The 15,886-nt window shown below is 42.4% G+C and carries 17 protein-coding genes; 11 read left to right on the top strand and 6 right to left on the bottom strand.

Annotated elements, in window-relative coordinates:
• Window positions 1-128: 128 nt before the first annotated feature.
• The 4 genes from A7P54_RS15940 to A7P54_RS15925 all read left to right on the top strand — a co-directional run bounded on the left by A7P54_RS15940 (window position 129) and on the right by A7P54_RS15925 (window position 3,802).
• Window positions 129-608 carry a hypothetical protein gene (locus A7P54_RS15940; RefSeq protein WP_171550150.1) on the top strand — a complete coding sequence of 160 codons (480 nt, stop codon included), beginning with the start codon at window positions 129-131 and terminating at the stop codon, window positions 606-608.
• 667 nt (window positions 609-1,275) lie between these two features.
• The gene (locus tag A7P54_RS15935; protein WP_171550149.1) at window positions 1,276-2,340 is read left to right on the top strand and encodes a DUF1176 domain-containing protein; all 1,065 of its coding nucleotides are present in this window, start codon (window positions 1,276-1,278) and stop codon (window positions 2,338-2,340) included.
• 34 nt (window positions 2,341-2,374) lie between these two features.
• Window positions 2,375-3,145, top strand: coding sequence for a hypothetical protein (locus tag A7P54_RS15930; protein WP_171550148.1), 771 nt, complete (start codon window positions 2,375-2,377; stop codon window positions 3,143-3,145).
• 135 nt (window positions 3,146-3,280) lie between these two features.
• Window positions 3,281-3,802 (top strand): hypothetical protein, encoded by a 522-nt coding sequence (locus A7P54_RS15925; RefSeq protein WP_216077141.1) that lies wholly within the window; start codon window positions 3,281-3,283, stop codon window positions 3,800-3,802.
• Between the two features lie 108 nt (window positions 3,803-3,910).
• Here the strand turns inward: A7P54_RS15925 and A7P54_RS15920 are convergent, their stop codons facing one another.
• From A7P54_RS15920 to gatC, 4 genes are all read right to left on the bottom strand, one after another.
• On the bottom strand, window positions 3,911-4,390 hold the full coding sequence (locus A7P54_RS15920; RefSeq protein WP_171550147.1) for a hypothetical protein: 480 nt from the start codon (window positions 4,388-4,390) through the stop codon (window positions 3,911-3,913).
• Between the two features lie 97 nt (window positions 4,391-4,487).
• Window positions 4,488-5,957, bottom strand: a complete 1,470-nt coding sequence (gene gatB, locus A7P54_RS15915; RefSeq protein WP_171550146.1) for an Asp-tRNA(Asn)/Glu-tRNA(Gln) amidotransferase subunit GatB — start codon at window positions 5,955-5,957, stop codon at window positions 4,488-4,490.
• Window positions 5,957-7,435 (bottom strand): Asp-tRNA(Asn)/Glu-tRNA(Gln) amidotransferase subunit GatA, encoded by a 1,479-nt coding sequence (gene gatA, locus A7P54_RS15910; RefSeq protein WP_171550145.1) that lies wholly within the window; start codon window positions 7,433-7,435, stop codon window positions 5,957-5,959. The genes gatB and gatA overlap by 1 nt, the downstream gene beginning before the upstream one ends.
• A 53-nt stretch (window positions 7,436-7,488) precedes the next feature.
• Entirely contained in the window at window positions 7,489-7,806 is a 318-nt protein-coding gene (gatC, locus tag A7P54_RS15905; RefSeq protein ID WP_004652310.1) for an Asp-tRNA(Asn)/Glu-tRNA(Gln) amidotransferase subunit GatC, read from the bottom strand.
• Window positions 7,807-7,939: 133 nt separating this feature from the next.
• Here gatC and A7P54_RS15900 point away from each other — a divergent pair, with 133 nt between their 5' ends.
• The 6 genes from A7P54_RS15900 (at window position 7,940) to A7P54_RS15875 (ending at window position 12,708) form a co-directional block, all read left to right on the top strand.
• Window positions 7,940-8,980 (top strand): rod shape-determining protein, encoded by a 1,041-nt coding sequence (locus tag A7P54_RS15900; protein WP_004652309.1) that lies wholly within the window; start codon window positions 7,940-7,942, stop codon window positions 8,978-8,980.
• Window positions 8,981-8,997: 17 nt separating this feature from the next.
• Window positions 8,998-9,855: a rod shape-determining protein MreC gene (gene mreC, locus A7P54_RS15895; protein WP_004802987.1), complete on the top strand. Its 858-nt coding sequence runs from the start codon at window positions 8,998-9,000 to the stop codon at window positions 9,853-9,855.
• Window positions 9,842-10,333, top strand: coding sequence for a rod shape-determining protein MreD (gene mreD, locus A7P54_RS15890; RefSeq protein ID WP_005206019.1), 492 nt, complete (start codon window positions 9,842-9,844; stop codon window positions 10,331-10,333). The genes mreC and mreD overlap by 14 nt, the downstream gene beginning before the upstream one ends.
• A complete protein-coding gene (locus A7P54_RS15885) occupies window positions 10,321-10,881 on the top strand; it encodes a Maf-like protein (protein ID WP_171550144.1) in 561 nt (186 codons plus the stop codon). Before mreD ends, A7P54_RS15885 begins: the two co-directional genes overlap by 13 nt.
• Window positions 10,882-10,944: 63 nt before the next feature.
• Window positions 10,945-12,399, top strand: a complete 1,455-nt coding sequence (gene rng / locus A7P54_RS15880) for a ribonuclease G (RefSeq protein ID WP_004802994.1) — start codon at window positions 10,945-10,947, stop codon at window positions 12,397-12,399.
• Window positions 12,400-12,534: 135 nt separating this feature from the next.
• Window positions 12,535-12,708, top strand: coding sequence for a PA1571 family protein (locus A7P54_RS15875; RefSeq protein ID WP_004775299.1), 174 nt, complete (start codon window positions 12,535-12,537; stop codon window positions 12,706-12,708).
• 36 nt (window positions 12,709-12,744) lie between these two features.
• On the opposite strand, the gene A7P54_RS15870 is transcribed toward A7P54_RS15875, so the two are convergent.
• Window positions 12,745-14,127: a wax ester/triacylglycerol synthase family O-acyltransferase gene (locus A7P54_RS15870; RefSeq protein WP_004802995.1), complete on the bottom strand. Its 1,383-nt coding sequence runs from the start codon at window positions 14,125-14,127 to the stop codon at window positions 12,745-12,747.
• Between the two features lie 186 nt (window positions 14,128-14,313).
• Window positions 14,314-15,045 (bottom strand): phosphoadenylyl-sulfate reductase, encoded by a 732-nt coding sequence (locus A7P54_RS15865; protein WP_005206012.1) that lies wholly within the window; start codon window positions 15,043-15,045, stop codon window positions 14,314-14,316.
• Between the two features lie 173 nt (window positions 15,046-15,218).
• Between A7P54_RS15865 and thrH the strand changes: the two genes are divergently transcribed.
• Entirely contained in the window at window positions 15,219-15,836 is a 618-nt protein-coding gene (gene thrH / locus A7P54_RS15860) for a bifunctional phosphoserine phosphatase/homoserine phosphotransferase ThrH (RefSeq protein WP_004652299.1), read from the top strand.
• Window positions 15,837-15,886: the final 50 nt, after the last annotated feature.

Here is a 15,886-nt window from a genome sequence, read left to right as displayed (position 1 = left end):
ATCTTAGTTCTTGCCGTATTTGGAATGAGTGGGTGCGCTTCGTGCGTCCAATGCTAAGAATCAACCAAGTTTTTTACAATTGAGCCTTAGCAAAGGAAAAATAACGAAAGCTAAAGTGTTGGAGGTGTATGTTGAACTTACGAGAAAATCTATTTTTATGTTTTGTCAGTTTTCTATTCGTTGGTTGTACGACCTATGGAGATCATAAAACTAATACTTTGCTAAAGAATAAAATTGGGCATCCTTTGAATGAACTCGTCGCACAAATTGGACAACCAGAGAGTTCTATTTGGGATATTTCTGCCAGTGAAAAAACCTATATGCATACATGGACAATCCAGAAATATGCTCGAGATAAATTTGTAAAGACAGGAACAGAATATGTCGGCACTGGAATGGTTGGTATGACTCAAGGTGGAAATGGGGTAGCAGCAGCTCCTATTTATCAAGATCAATACAGAGATGTCGGTTATAACACTCCAACCTACTATACTTGTATGATCAATGTATACACCAATGCCAATGGGATCATTGTTAAAGAAGGTGGATTAAAAAATAAAACAAATGCAGTTGGTGGTTTTTGCGATGAATTCTTAAAGCTAAAATAGATTCCATCTTTTTGTGGTTTTAAGATAAAGTTGTTGTAAATGGATGTATATTTGATTTAAGAGAACTTAGGATATCTAAAATAGATAAGTAATCTACATTTGAGGTGAAATTTATCTTATCTATTTGTATTTTATAAATAATATTTATTATGAGAAAGTCAAACTATCTAGGGTGGGGATTACTCAATTTACAACTGACCATCGGTTTTGCTTATTCTTATGATTATTTTCATAGACATATTATTGTAGACCATGTTTTAGCTTTTACTTTGTCAGTTATTTTTATTGCGAATCTATTTTTCTTTTTTACTAAATTTATTAAAAATTATTCTCTTAGAGCATTTATTTCTATCATTTTCTCTAGCGTTCTAGTCTCTATATTATTTATTCAGTTCAATAGGGAGGACGCTAACTTCATTGTGAGTGATGTTCTTCTTTTGTTTGGGTATATGATGATCAGGATGTTGCTCTATATTACAACTCCTATCGCATTCTTGGTTGAATTTTTTTTAAAGAAAAACTAAAAAAATGGGATTGATGTTGTTCGTTTTTTAGTAAAGTTACTTAATCTGTAGAGTTTAAAAGTATATATTATGAGTAATCATGTCAGTATTCATAATGATTAAAATAATAGTATTGAAATTAGACGGCCTAGAGCATAAGTCTTATGAAAAAGATTCTTTCAGCCTGTTCCCTTGTTGTTTTGAGTTCTAGTGCTTTTGCCCAAGATATTAAAGGCATTTCATTCTCGCATGAAGATTGGGAAATTTACTGTAGCAATACAGGCACTTGCCGAGCAGCAGGTTATTACAATGAATATAGTGATGATGAACCCGCATCGCTGTTATTGACCCGTCAGGCAGGCGCACGACAGCCTGTACAGGTTGAATTTGCATTGGCTCGTTTTGAACAACCTTCTATGCCCGCAGCAAAGCTTAAAAATCTCCATTTCTATGTGAATGGCAAAGACTTTGGGCAAGTGTCCGTCGATGGAACAGAATTCCCACTGATGGGGCAACTCTCAACAAATCAAGTCAATGCCTTATTACAGCAATCCAAGAAAAAGACCGAAATCGTGTTTAAAAATGCCAATCTACATTGGCAAATCTCAGATAAGGGGATGACTGCGGTATTGCTAAAAATGGATGATTTTCAAAAGCGTATTGGCACAGTGGGTGCTTTAATTAAAAAGGGCAAGGCAGATGAGTCCAAGGTATTGGCCGCTCAACCCAAATTTACCGTCAAGCAGATCAAAACATCCAGTAAGCCTTATCTGACCTTGCGGCCAACCGATAAACGCTATGCTGCACTCTATCAAAACTTGATGGCTGCCCAGCCAATTCCGAAACAAGAAGGCTTTTGTGAAGGGGCTTATGATGGTAAGCAAACAGCACCTCAAGCAATTGATTTCTATAAATTGACCAATAAAAAAGTTTTGGCAGCTACGTTATGTTGGCGAGGTGCATATAACGAAGGTTATGGTGCATGGGTATTGGATGAGTCGCTTGCGAATAAAGCCACTTTTGTGACGGAACATTCCTCTGAGTTTTATAATGGGATTCTCAGCAGTTCGCAGAAAGGGCGCGGTATTGGTGATTGCTGGTCGAGTGATGAATGGGTTTGGGATGGACAGAAGTTTGTACATACGCTAGATCGCTGGACAGGGATGTGTCGAGGCCTTGCTGCGGGTGGAGTGTGGGAACTTGATCAGATTGAAGCAATCGTCAAATAATATTGTGAATATAAAAATAGCCTAAGGAAACGCAATGCTTAAATATAAGATGGGTTTAGGTGGAATGATTTTAATAGGTGCATCTGCCTATTTTAGTGCATCAGTTTTTGCTGCACCTTTACAGATTCTTGACTTTAAAAAGGGGCAACTGAGTGCAACGGAACAGACGCAACTCTGTGAACAAGTCAAAGAGCTGTGTCAGCAGCGAACACAATTGCAGAGTTTGAAAACGCCAGATCAAACCTTATGGTTATTATCTGAGGGAAATATTGCCCAGTTTGCGACTTCGACCACAGGTTTTAAATTGTTAAAGCAGTGGCGTATTGAATTGGCGGCTACGGAAGAAATGGCACGATCTAGCCAATATATTTTCCCTAAATTGTTTCCAATGGATCAAAACCGTTATGCCGTTGCAGTGATTGATACCTTTTCAGAAATGTATTCGGGTGGTGGGGCAGGAATTGAACGTGCCAGCTTTTATGAATTAAAGGATTCAGGCAAGACGCATCGCTTTATTGAAAATTATCCTTTTAATTTTAGCCGTATGATTCGGGCTTGTTTCTCCGAACAGGATTATGAAAGCTCTAAGGGCAAGTGCCATGATGAAGATAGTTTGAGCCTAGATATTCGTCCGATCAAGCCGATGCTTTGGCAATTCCGTTACCGCTACAGTCTGGATGTGTCACCTGCGTCAGACTCGGGTGAGAAATCATTTAAGGGCAGCCGCAACCTGAATATTGATTTAAATAAAGCACCTGAGCAGCCGAATATTCCAGAAGAATGGGATTATGAAGGTGCAGGCTGATAATTTACAACCATGAACGCTTTTACATTTTGCCAAAGCTTTAAGGGCGAGGACTTACGCAATTTACAGCGTCATAACAGATGATCTAGACAGAGCATGATACAAAGGGAAAGATTGCAATTTGGAACTGTGCTTATGTCTCGTGTTTATACTTCTGCCCGCCGTAAATTTTCTCATTTGAGTCGTTCTATATTCATGGCTGCGGCTGTGTTGGGTACAACCCAAGTGGCGATGGCAGGGCCAACTGTGGATCAATTGAGTGATTGTTTAGTGAAAGCCACAACGGCAGCAGATAAGACTACGGTTTTGCAATGGACTTTCACGGCTTTAGCGGCACATCCAGATTTAAAGTCTTTTAGTAATGTTACACCTGAGCAGAAAACCCAGTTAGATCAGAAATTGGCACAGGTGTTACAGCGTGTGATTGTGGAGCAGTGTTCGACACAAACCAAAGCAGTGATTCAAGCTGAGGGCATTCAAGCAGTTGGACAGGCTTTTCAACAGTTAGGTCAGAGTGCAGGTCAGGATATTGTCAAAGACCCTGCGGTTAGACAGCAGTTGCAAGGTACCTTGCGTTATATTGATTTAAATAAATTGGTCACGACTTTTTTAACACCTGATATCTGGAATAAGTTGGGTGTGTTAAGAGGGCAGTGATGAGTTTCATATTACTGAATTTGATTTTAAAAACCCGCTTTGAAGCGGGTTTCTTATTGGTTGAATTTAACTCTTTATTTTTTTATTAATCTAAGTGGTATTTTCCCGTTACAACTCACAAGCCTTGCCTTCATATTCATAACGGTGAACCTTATATTCTTGACCATCCCAACGATAGACTGCAAAGCAGAAACCAGGCCCTCCATTTTCAATATCTGGCCAGCCATCTTTTCCTGTAGTTTGAAGAAATTGGGGTATACCTGAATTGCTAAATAGTTGCTTCCATTTTCCATTTTTTTGCTGTGAAACAATATAGTAGCCAACCCCTGTATTGCCATAACACATGGTGCCGTAATCTGAAACGATTGCATCTTTCAGCCCATCACCGTTTAAATCGGCATAAGCTGTAATTTCACCGACTGAACAATCACTTTTCCAGCCTTTTTTACTTTTTGTAAAACCTGCCGCTTTGAAAATAGCATCAGTATCCGCTTTAGGGACTTGAGGTGTTTGTGCAAAATTAGAATTGCTGATTAAAAGTAAACAAGCACTCAGTAGTAATCTATTTTTCATAAGTTGAATAATCATGTCGGTTTTAGTTTAAAAAATTATTGTGTGAATATTTTATCCTATAAAAACAAGAAAACCCGCTCTAAAGCGGGTTTTCTTTTGAAATTAAATCAGTTTAACCAATCAAATTTTTCATTAATTCATTTACTTGGGCTGGGTTAGCTTTACCTTTTGCCGCTTTCATGACTTGACCAACAAGACCATTAAAGGCTTTTTCTTTACCAGACTTGTACTCTTCAACCATTTTTTCATTGGCTGCAAGTACGTCTTTGATAATCGCTTCAATCGCACCTGTATCGGTTTCTTGCTTTAAGCCTTTCTCAGCAATAATGTCATCCGCAGATTTTCCTTCTGCTTCCCACATAAAGCCAAACACTTGCTTCGCAATTTTGCCGTTAATGGTGTTATCCACGATACGTGCGATCATGCTACCCAACTGCTCAGCAGAAACAGGAGAGTCCGCCAATTCTAGGCCAGCTTTGTTTAAAGCACCTGAGAATTCACCCATCACCCAGTTTGCAGAAACTTTACCTTGTTTCGCACCGCCAGCAGCAGCCACAACCGCTTCGTAGAAGTCCGCCATTTCGCGTGACAGCGTCAATACATGCGCATCGTACTCAGTCACACCGAAGTCAGCAATAAAGCGTGCACGGCGCACTTTAGGCAATTCTGGAAGGGCAGCGCGTGCCGCTTCGATTTGCTCATCGGCAATGATCACTGGCAACAAGTCTGGATCAGGGAAGTAGCGATAGTCGTTCGCTTCTTCTTTCGAACGCATTGAACGGGTTTCCATCTTGTTCGGATCGAACAAACGAGTTTCCTGATCAATCTCGCCGCCGTATTCCAAGATTTCCATTTGGCGTTCAATTTCAACATTGATCGCTTGCTCAATGAAACGGAATGAGTTGAGGTTTTTCAACTCGCAACGTGTACCGAATGGTTGACCCGGACGACGCAACGATACGTTACAGTCGGCACGGAATGAACCTTCTGCCATGTTACCGTCAGAAATACCTAACCAACGCACCAATGTGTGAATCGATTTGATATAAGCAACTGCTTCTTCAACTGAACGCATATCTGGCTCAGACACGATTTCAAGTAATGGTGTGCCCGCACGGTTTAAGTCGATACCCGACATACCTTCGAACTGGTCATGAATCGATTTACCAGCATCTTCTTCAAGATGGGCACGAGTCACGCCAATACGCTTCACAGTGCCATCTTCAAGCTGGATGTCAATATGACCCAAGCCCACAATTGGATTGTCCATCTGGCTGATCTGGTAGCCTTTTGGTGAATCCGGGTAGAAGTAGTTCTTACGTGCAAACACAGAGGCTTGGTCGATATAGGCATCGATACCCAAACCAAAACGAATTGCAAGATCAACCACTTCTGCATTCAATACAGGCAATACACCCGGCATGGCCAAATCAACAAGGCTGGCTTGCGTATTTGGATCTTGACCAAATTCAGTCGATGAACCAGAGAAGATTTTAGACTTGGTTGCCAACTGCGTGTGGATCTCGATCCCGATAACGACTTCCCAACCGTCAATTAACTTTAACTTTTGAGCTTCAGCCATTATGCATTCTCCTCAGCAATTGCCGCACGTTTGGTATGCCAGTCTGTATTTTGTTGATATTGATGCACAATCGAAAGCAATTGTGATTCTGACCAGTAGTTACCAATCAACTGTAAGCCCACAGGCAAGCTGTCTTTATCAAAACCAATTGGTGCGTTGATGGCTGGTAGACCTGCCAAGTTCACAGCAAGGGTATAGATATCGCCTAAATACATTTCAGTCGGGCTGAGATTCGCACCGATCTTGTACGCAGTAGTTGGTGCAGATGGCGCCGCAATCACATCAACATTTTCAAATGCTTTGAGGAAATCTTGTTGGATCAAACGACGTACTTTTTGCGCTTTGACATAATAGGCATCGTAGTAACCCGCAGAAAGGGCATAAGTCCCGATCAAGATACGACGTTGTACTTCAGCACCAAAACCTTCTGAACGTGAACGTTTGTACAAGTCCATCAAGTCCACTGGGTTTTCACAACGGTAGCCATAACGAACACCGTCAAAACGTGACAGGTTTGAAGAAGCTTCCGCAGGTGCGATCAAGTAGTAAGTTGGTACATAGGCTTCAGTCATGTTGAGATCAATCTCAACCAAGATTGCGCCCATTTCCTCTAACTTTTTCAATGACTCTTCAACGCGTGCTTTTACATCAGTGTCTAAACCTGCCACATTGAAGTATTGCTTTGGAATACCAATACGTAAGCCTTTCACCGCTGTGCCGTTTAAGTTAGCCACATAGTCATCTACTTCTTTATTAATCGAAGTCGAGTCTTTGGCATCATGACCTGCGATGACATTCATCAAATAAGCACAGTCTTCCGCAGAACGTGCCATTGGACCGCCTTGATCGAGTGATGATGCATAAGCAATCATACCGAAGCGAGACACACGACCATAGGTCGGTTTTAAGCCGGTTAAGCCGCAGAATGAAGCCGGTTGGCGAATGGAGCCACCTGTATCGGTACCTGTTGCGATCGGCGCAAGATCAGCCGCTACGGCTGCTGCAGAACCACCAGATGAACCACCCGGAACATGATCCAGCGCCCAAGGGTTCGAGGTTGCACCGACATAAGAGTTTTCAGAGGTTGAACCCATGGCGAATTCATCCATGTTCACCTTACCTAAAGTCACGAGACCCGCAGCTTTGGCTTTTGCAACCACAGTTGCATCATAAGGTGAAATGAAGTTATCCAGCATTTTTGAACCGGCAGTGGTTTTAATGCCTTGGGTACAAAAAATATCTTTGTGGGCAAGAGGAATACCTGCCAGCACGTGTGCATTGCCTGCTTTCAGTGCTGCATCGGCTGCATTCGCTTCAGCAAGTGCCTGTTCTGCGGTGACCGTCACATAACTTTTTACTTTCGGGTCAATTTGGGCAATACGCTTTAAATAATGTTCAGTCAATTCGCGTGATGAAAATTGGGCTTGTTTTAAGCCTTCAGAGAGTTCACGGATTGATAAGCGATGTAAATCTGTCATATGAAAAATTTCTTTACATTCTAAATATAAAATATTGACTAATCGAATAAATCTTATTCAATTACGCGAGGTACGAGGTATAAACCTGCTTCTGTAGCAGGTGCGACCGCTTGATATTCATCACGATGGTTGCTTTCCGTCACAACGTCAGCGCGTAGGGGTTGCGGGTTGTCAAATGGGCTCTTTAAAGGCTCAACATCATCGGTATTAATGCCTTTCAAGCTTTCCATCATGCCAAGGATTTTATTCAAACTTTGAGCATATTCAGCAGATTGCGTGTCATTGAGAGATAAACGTGCAAGGTGTGCAATTTGCGAGACCGTTTGCGCATTTAAGTCAGTTGTCTGCTGAGCATCTGATGATGTAGACATAACTTTACCTAATTCAGTATTAAAAAATTTCAAAATATCGTGCGTTATAATAAGCGATTGACTTGTTCAAATCATCACATTTAGTTAAAGTTGCCACCTTGTATTCACACAAAGTTTAATTGAGAACGCCCCCGTGATTCTAAAACGACTAATTGGCTTGTTTTCGCCGGATTTAGCCATTGATTTAGGTACTGCAAATACACTTATTTATGCACCAGGCCGTGGCATTATATTAAATGAACCAACTGTTGTGGCAATTCGCCATAGTGGTTCACAAAAAATTGTTGCCGCTGTAGGTATTGATGCTAAACAAATGTTAGGCCGTACACCAGCGAATATTTCAGCAATTCGTCCGATGAAAGACGGTGTGATTGCTGATTTTGAAGTCACTGAGACCATGTTGAATCAGTTCATTGGCAAAGTGCATGAAAAGCGTTTATTCCCGCCAGCACCACGTGTTGTGGTCTGTGTACCTTGTAAATCGACATTGGTTGAGCGTCGTGCGATTCGCGAAGCTGTATTTAATGCAGGTGCGCGTGATGTACGTTTAATCGAAGAGCCAATGGCTGCTGCAATTGGTGCGGGTATGCCTGTTGAGCAAGCATGTGGTTCGATGGTGGTCGATGTTGGTGGTGGTACCACTGAAATTGCAATCATTTCATTACAGGGTTGTGTCTACGCTGATTCATTACGTATCGGTGGTGATGTATTTGATGAGCAAATCATCAATTATGTGCGTAAAGCACACGGTTGTGTGATCGGGGAAACGACAGCCGAAGTCATTAAAAAAGAAGTGGGTATGGCTGTTGCTGATGGCAAGACCCTAGAGATCGAAGTTCGCGGTCGTAACTTGGCTGAGGGTGTACCTCGCGCGATTACGGTGACTTCTGATGAAATTACGCAGGCCATTTCTGATCCGTTACAAAGCATTGTGAGTGCTGTTAAATCTGCACTAGAGCAAACGCCTCCTGAATTGTCTTCGGATATTGCAGAGCGCGGTATTGTGTTGACAGGTGGTGGTGCATTATTGCGTAACCTGGATAAATTGCTTGCGCAAGAAACAGGTTTGCCTGTAATTGTTGCAGATGATCCTTTAACTTGTGTCACTCGTGGTGGCGGTAAAGTATTAGAGTTCTTTGACAATCCAAACCACGACATGCTTTTCGTTGGTTAAATCATAAGGACTAGGCGGTGCAACCGAATCTTTTTTCAAGACAACCGCCATCTTTTCGCTCATTTGTCATTGCGGTGATTACATGTTTGGTGGTGCTTTTCTTTGATTGGCGCATGCCTTATGTAATTCAACCTGCAAGGGATGTCTTGTATGCCGCGTATAATCCAATTTATGCGCTGGCAAGCTATCCTGTACTGTCGCGAGAATGGCTTAACCAACAAACCAAATCTGAAGCGCAATTGCGTCGTGAAAACACCGCAATGCAAGCTGAACTGCTACAAGCACAAGTCCGCCTCCAAAAACTTTCAGAACTCTCTGCGGAAAATAACCGTTTAAGAGGGCTTTTGGATACGCCATTGATTATTGATGGACGTATGCAAATTGCGGAAGTGATTGGAACCGATGCTGATCCGTTACGCCATATTATTATCATTAACCGTGGTTCAGTGGATCATTTAAGTGCGGGACAAACTGTTCTAGACGATAAAGGGATTATGGGGCAGATCATTAATGTCTATCCACATAGTGCCCGTATCATGTTGCTGTCTGATAAAGAGCATTCATTATCTGTGCGTTTAGAGCGTACTGGAATGCGTGCGATTATTTCGGGTACTGGCGATTTGGGTCAACTCAAGATGGAATATGTGCCAACCAGTGCCAATATTCAGGTTGGGGACAAAGTCTTTAGTTCAGGTTTAGGCGAACATTTCCCAGCAGGTTATTTAGTGGGGACTGTATCTAAAGTCAGTCGTCATACTTCAGGTGAGTTTGCTGAAATTGATGTTACACCAGCAGCTCAACTTGCCAGTGGTCATCATGTTGTGGTGCTGTTCTCTGAATCCTTAGCGCAGGAGCAACCGTATGCCGATCGCTAAGCTCAATTATGAGAAACGCAAAGATCCGCTATGGATGATTATTCTATCCATCGTGATTGGTTCTGTATTGATGGTTTATCCAATGGCCTATGAGGCCTCGGGTTGGCGACCATCCATCATGCTAATGATTATGCTGTTCTGGATTCTCTATCAGCCTGTTTGGTGTGGTGTCTGGTTTGCTTTTGGCATGGGCCTTTTTGCCGACCTGCTGCTTGATGCACCGTTTGGCTTAAATGCACTCAGTTTTGTTGTGATCAGTTTTGGTATTCGCTATTTAATCCGTGAGCGCCGTATTCTTACTTTTGGGAATTCGTGGGTGATTGCGGTGATTGCGATTGTCGCACATATTACTTTTTTATGGATAAGCCAGACTATTGCAGGTACACATTTTTCGATTGCGCGCCATTGGCAACCTGTTGTGACAAGTGTACTGGCATGGCCATTGGTTTATTATTGCTTACATAAATGGCGCATATAATTCTCGCATCAAGCTCGCCTCGTCGGCAGGAGCTACTACAGCAATTGGGTTTGGACTTTGAAATCTATCGTCCAGATGTCGATGAGGCGGTGCATGAGGGTGAGACTGTTGAGCATTATGTTGAACGCTTGGCGCGCGAGAAGGCACAAGTCGTTTTAAATAAATATACTGACGCAATTGTGATTGCGGCAGATACCAGTTTAAGTTTTGCTGGGCAGATCATTGGTAAGCCAGAGTCAAAGCAACACGCTTTTTCCATCTGGTCGATGCTTTCAGGGCAATGGCATGATGTCTATTCCGGAATTTGTGTCGCCAGTTCTGCTCAGATTTTGAGTCGTGTGGTGAGAACGCAAGTTGAGTTACAGCAACTCAGTCATGCGGAAATGGAAAAATATTGGGCAACGGGCGAACCGATTGGTAAAGCAGGTGCTTATGCGATACAGGGAATTGCAGCACAATATATTCCACAAATTCGAGGCAGTTATAGCAATGTCGTGGGTTTGCCTTTGCATGAGATCGCACAGTTATTAGAAAGCGTTAAAACCTAAGTATTTCAATACAGGGAACGACACTTTCGGTTATAAGAATTTTTATAAAGTTTTGAGTTTGTTATGGCAGAAGAGTTGCTGATTAACGTCACGCCGATGGAATGTCGTGTGGCATTGATTGAAAATGGTACGGTCAATGAATTATTCGTTGAGCGAACTGTAAAACGTGGGTTAGTGGGTAATATCTACAAGGGTAAAGTAGTGCGTGTACTGCCAGGTATGCAAGCTGCCTTTGTTGATATTGGTTTGTCTCGAACCGCTTTTTTGCATATTAACGATATGGTGTGGTCGCGTTCGCAGCCTACCCCAAACGTTTTTGAGCTGTTACATCCGGGGCAGATGCTCACAGTCCAAGTCATGAAAGATATGTTGGGGACCAAAGGTGCTCGTCTAAGTACCGATCTTTCGATCCCATCGCGTTATCTCGTGCTCATGCCTTATGGTAATCACATTGGAGTGTCGCAGCGGATTGAGTCTGAAGAAGAGCGAGACCGTCTACGTAGCATCATTGAACATATTCAGGCAGAACATAATTTACCAGGTAGCGTCATTGTTCGTACTGCGGCAGAAGGCGTCGATGAAGCTGCGATTGCACAAGATATGTGTTATCTCAGCAAGCTGTGGGAATTTATTCAGCGCAAACAAAAAGAAGCGGCAACTGCTGAACTGATCTTTGAGGAACTTCCTTTACCGCAACGTATCATCAGAGATTTAGCCAGCGATGAAACGGCGAAGATCTATGTCGATTCACGCGAGATTCATGGCAAGCTCAGTGAGTTTGTCGATGAGTTTGTTCCGACCATTCAAAATCGCTTAATTCATTATCCTGGTGAAAAGCCGCTTTTCGATTTGTATAACGTCGAAGAGGATATTCAAAAAGCCTTGCAGACCCGTGTCGCACTCAAGTCTGGCGGCTATCTGATGATTGATCAGACCGAAGCGATGACCACGATTGATGTCAATACAGGCTCATATGTGGGTGGGCGCAGCCTAGAAGACACGGTATTTAAAACCAATATGGAAGCTACTCAAGTGATCGCAAGACAACTGCGTCTGCGTAATTTGGGGGGGATTCTGATTATTGATTTTATCGACATGCAGGAAGCTGAGCATCGTGAAGAAGTGATGCGTCAGTTTGAACGAATGCTGGAACGCGATCATGCGAAAACTAAAATTACCCAAGTTTCGGAGCTGGGCTTAGTTGAAATGACACGTAAACGCACACGTGAATCATTGGAGCATTTGCTTTGTGAATCATGTCCAACCTGCCAAGGGCGGGGCTATGTGAAGACAGCAGAGACAGTATGTTACGAAATATTTCGAGAGATCATGCGTTATGCGCGAGCATTTGATTCCAAGGGTGGCTTTACTGTCGTTGCGCATCCAGCCGTGATAGACCGGCTATTAACAGCAGAAGCCCCAGCTGTCGCGGATTTAGAACATTTTGTGAATCGTGTGATCAAATTCCAAGTGGAAAATCTATATACGCAAGAGCAATACGATATCATTTTGACCTAAAGTTGTAACAAGATTTCGCTTAAGCCTTGTTACAACTGAAATTTTACTTTCTATCACGAATTTTAAATACTAGAACCATAAAATGAGCCATAGGTACTTTTGGGTCCCTTAGCAAATAATATGAGGTATATAACGATGAATGTGAGTGAAAGATTAGTGAACCACGGTTTCAAGCATGTTTTAGACAGCAACCCTGTAAATACATGTTATATGGTAGACAGCCAAGGTAAAGAAGTTCAGATTACTACGGCGATGATTCGTTCAGCCTGCCATCAACTGCTACAACGTTGCCGCACAATCAAAAAATAAGGGGCCACTGAAAGCCCCTTAATTTTTTCTCAATCCTTAATTCGCCACTTTCTGTGGTAAATCTTGAATCGCTTGCTCAAAGCGTTGAATTTCTTCTTCTAAATGGGTCAGTAAATTTTGCATTTTTGGCAAAGCATTACGACATGCAATCAAACCCACTTCCAGTTTATCTAAATAACTGGTCATGGTGATATTCAAAGCCTGTCCATCCATCACAATCGATGCAGGGTAGAGCGCATCTAACTTTGCACCATTCCAATATAAAGGTTCACGCGGACCTGGTACGTTTGAGATGACAAGGTTAAAGGCTTGACGCTTAGGTAACATGCCTGATGCAATATTCAAACCGGCTGGACCATACACAACTGCACTATAATTCAAAATCTCATTGGCAGTCATACGGCTAAAACGCTGTTTCGAGTTCTGTACGCTACGGCGAATAACTTCTAAACGCTCAATTGGGTCTTCAATATGGGTCGCAAGATTGGCCAAAATCATGGTAATACGATTGCTGACATCAGAATCGTCGGTACGCAGTGATGCTGGAACCATCGCAATTAAAGGTTTCTTTGGCAAGCTGTTATGGCTGATGAGGTATTCACGTAAAGCACCTGAACATACCGCTAGAATCACGTCATTGAGCGTTACTCCCAAAGATTTGGCAATACGACGGAAACGACCGAGTTCAAAGGATTGTGCGGCAAAACGACGTGAAGAACTCACGCGTTGATTCAGAATAGAAGGTGGTGCTTGAAAGGTCGAGACATAATCTGGATTTTTGCCCATCTCTTTAAAAATGGTTTGCGACAGCTCTTGCATGACTTTAGGGGCAACTTCAAGCTGAGATTTAATCCCTTCCATCACACCTTTGATTTTGCTGACAGTCGGCGGCTTTGGTGCTTTGAGGCGTTTGGTTCGTTTACCTTCTACACACCAGAGTGGCACTACATGCTTTTCATTTGGATCTTGCGAAAGTGATTTTTCAATTAGGCGCATACCTGCGACGCCGTCCACCATGGCATGGTGAATTTTGAAATACATGGCAAAACGGTTGCCTTCAATGCCTTCAATAATGTCGCAGGTCCAAAGAGGCTTGGCGCGATCAATCAAGGAGCTATGCTGCTGTGAAATATAAACTAGTAATTCACGGATACGCCCAGGATTTGGTAGCGCAATATGGCGGAAGTGGTGATCCAGATCAAATTCGCTGTCTTCACCCCAGAACAAACCATTCAGTTGATTGTTAAATGGTGGGACAGGAATACTTTTTGATTGGCGAATTTCATTGACGAGATCGTGCACAAACGTGGGTGATGCATTCTCTGGAAGCTCGAATAAAAACAATCCGCCTACATGCATAGGCTGTTGCCTTTTCTCTAGCGAGAGAAAGATAAAATCAATGGGGTGTAGTGGGCGCATAGCAGATCTAGCCTCTCATCGCATTTTTTCTAAGATACTCTCGAAGAGCTCTTATTAGAATTATTGGAACCGTTCTGCGCAGTATATACTGTTTGTTCTGGTTAAAATATGACTTTAGACAGGCGAGTCAGGAAAAATAAAACCACTGACGAATCAGTGGTTTTAATATACCAAATCTGTAATTGATTATTTTTTTAGGTTGCCTGCGTGCAAACCACATTCTTTATGCGTGGCCTCTTCCCACCACCAACGACCTTCGCGTTCATGTTGATTTGGCAGCACCGCACGTGTACATGGTTCGCAACCAATTGAAGTAAAACCGCGTTCGTGCAATGGGTTATATGGAATTTCCATCATGCGGATATAACTCCAGACATCGGCACTGCTCCAATTTGCAAGCGGGTTATATTTGATCAATTGCTTGCCTTCACCAGAAAAACCAGCATCAGCTTGAACCACAGGTACCTCGCTACGGGTTGGGCTCTGATCCTTACGTTGGCCAGTAATCCATCCATCTAATGTTGCCAGTTTCTTGCGTAGAGGTTGTACTTTACGGATTCCACAACATTCCTGATGTCCATCTTCAAAAAAGCTAAACAAGCCTTTTTCAGTCACGAATTGCTGAACTGCAGCAGATTCAGGGAAGCAAATTTCAATATCGATCTTATAGTGCTTACGAACAGTTTCAATGAATTGGTAAGTCTCTGCATGTAAACGTCCCGTATCCAAACTAAAAACACGGAAGGGCTTGCCAAGACGAGAAGCAATATCAATTAAAACAACATCTTCTGCGCCTGAAAATGAAATTGCGATTTCACCTTGCTGGCTTAACGCAAGTGCTAAAATTTCTCGTGGCGATTTATCTGCATATTCAGCAGCGAGCGCATCTACAAGGTCAATAGTCGGAATAACAGTCATGGATGTTCCTGGCGATAGGCTTGGGCACAATTGTAAATCAATGGAAGCAAAGTAGTGTGCTTGTCATTGATTTTAATCTTGCAGAATAAAATGATTTTATTCAACAACAGCGCAAAAATTGAATAATCTTAGTGCTATGATACAGCAATTTTTAACCAACATTGGAAGCATTCATGGAAATCGTATGCCTAGATCTTGAAGGGGTGTTAGTTCCAGAAATCTGGATTAACTTTGCAAAAAAAACAGGGATTAAAGAACTCGAAGCAACTACACGTGACATTCCAGATTACGATGTACTGATGACACAACGTTTGAATATCTTAAAACAACATGGCTTGGGATTGAATGATATTCAAGCCGTGATTGCAGATATGGGGCCATTTGAAGGCGCGAAAGAATTTGTTGAATGGGTACGTACTCATTTCCAATTGATTATTTTATCTGATACTTTTTATGAGTTTGCGCATCCACTCATGAAGCAATTGGGATGGCCAACGATTTTCTGTCATAAGCTTGAAACTGATGAAAATGGCATGATCACCGCGTATAAATTACGTCAACCTGATCAAAAGCGTCAGGCGGTAAAAGCATTGCATGGTTTGAACTTCCGTGTCATTGCAGCAGGTGATTCTTATAACGATACCACGATGCTGGGTGAAGCTGATCATGGTTTCTTATTTGATGCACCAGCCAATGTGATTGCAGAATTTCCACAGTTCCCACCATTGCATGGTTATGAGGCATTAAAACAGGCGATTCGTTCGGTATCACAACGTGATATTCCAGAGTAATTAATCCTCCCCAGCCCACCTTTAGAAAAGGAGGGGGGCTTTTTCACCTT

This window comes from Acinetobacter sp. Ac_3412 (assembly GCF_013072675.1).
GTDB lineage: Bacteria > Pseudomonadota > Gammaproteobacteria > Pseudomonadales > Moraxellaceae > Acinetobacter > Acinetobacter higginsii.
The sequence above is the reverse complement of the archived record's forward strand: the minus strand, read 5'-3'. Positions and strand labels throughout refer to the sequence as shown.

Excerpts from the sequence above, each read along its gene's own strand:
- A7P54_RS15925 (WP_216077141.1), top strand. The coding sequence starts at position 3,281 with ATGTCTCGTGTTTATACTTCTGCCCGCCGTAAATTTTCTCATTTGAGT.
- mreD (WP_005206019.1), top strand. The coding sequence starts at position 9,842 with ATGCCGATCGCTAAGCTCAATTATGAGAAACGCAAAGATCCGCTATGG.
- A7P54_RS15875 (WP_004775299.1), top strand. The coding sequence starts at position 12,535 with ATGAATGTGAGTGAAAGATTAGTGAACCACGGTTTCAAGCATGTTTTA.
- A7P54_RS15930 (WP_171550148.1), top strand. The coding sequence starts at position 2,375 with ATGCTTAAATATAAGATGGGTTTAGGTGGAATGATTTTAATAGGTGCA.
- A7P54_RS15865 (WP_005206012.1), bottom strand. The coding sequence starts at position 15,045 with ATGACTGTTATTCCGACTATTGACCTTGTAGATGCGCTCGCTGCTGAA.
- gatB (WP_171550146.1), bottom strand. The coding sequence starts at position 5,957 with ATGGCTGAAGCTCAAAAGTTAAAGTTAATTGACGGTTGGGAAGTCGTT.
- rng (WP_004802994.1), top strand. The coding sequence starts at position 10,945 with ATGGCAGAAGAGTTGCTGATTAACGTCACGCCGATGGAATGTCGTGTG.
- A7P54_RS15935 (WP_171550149.1), top strand. The coding sequence starts at position 1,276 with ATGAAAAAGATTCTTTCAGCCTGTTCCCTTGTTGTTTTGAGTTCTAGT.
- A7P54_RS15870 (WP_004802995.1), bottom strand. The coding sequence starts at position 14,127 with ATGCGCCCACTACACCCCATTGATTTTATCTTTCTCTCGCTAGAGAAA.
- thrH (WP_004652299.1), top strand. The coding sequence starts at position 15,219 with ATGGAAATCGTATGCCTAGATCTTGAAGGGGTGTTAGTTCCAGAAATC.
- A7P54_RS15885 (WP_171550144.1), top strand. The coding sequence starts at position 10,321 with ATGGCGCATATAATTCTCGCATCAAGCTCGCCTCGTCGGCAGGAGCTA.
- A7P54_RS15920 (WP_171550147.1), bottom strand. The coding sequence starts at position 4,390 with ATGATTATTCAACTTATGAAAAATAGATTACTACTGAGTGCTTGTTTA.
- gatA (WP_171550145.1), bottom strand. The coding sequence starts at position 7,435 with ATGACAGATTTACATCGCTTATCAATCCGTGAACTCTCTGAAGGCTTA.
- A7P54_RS15940 (WP_171550150.1), top strand. The coding sequence starts at position 129 with ATGTTGAACTTACGAGAAAATCTATTTTTATGTTTTGTCAGTTTTCTA.
- gatC (WP_004652310.1), bottom strand. The coding sequence starts at position 7,806 with ATGTCTACATCATCAGATGCTCAGCAGACAACTGACTTAAATGCGCAA.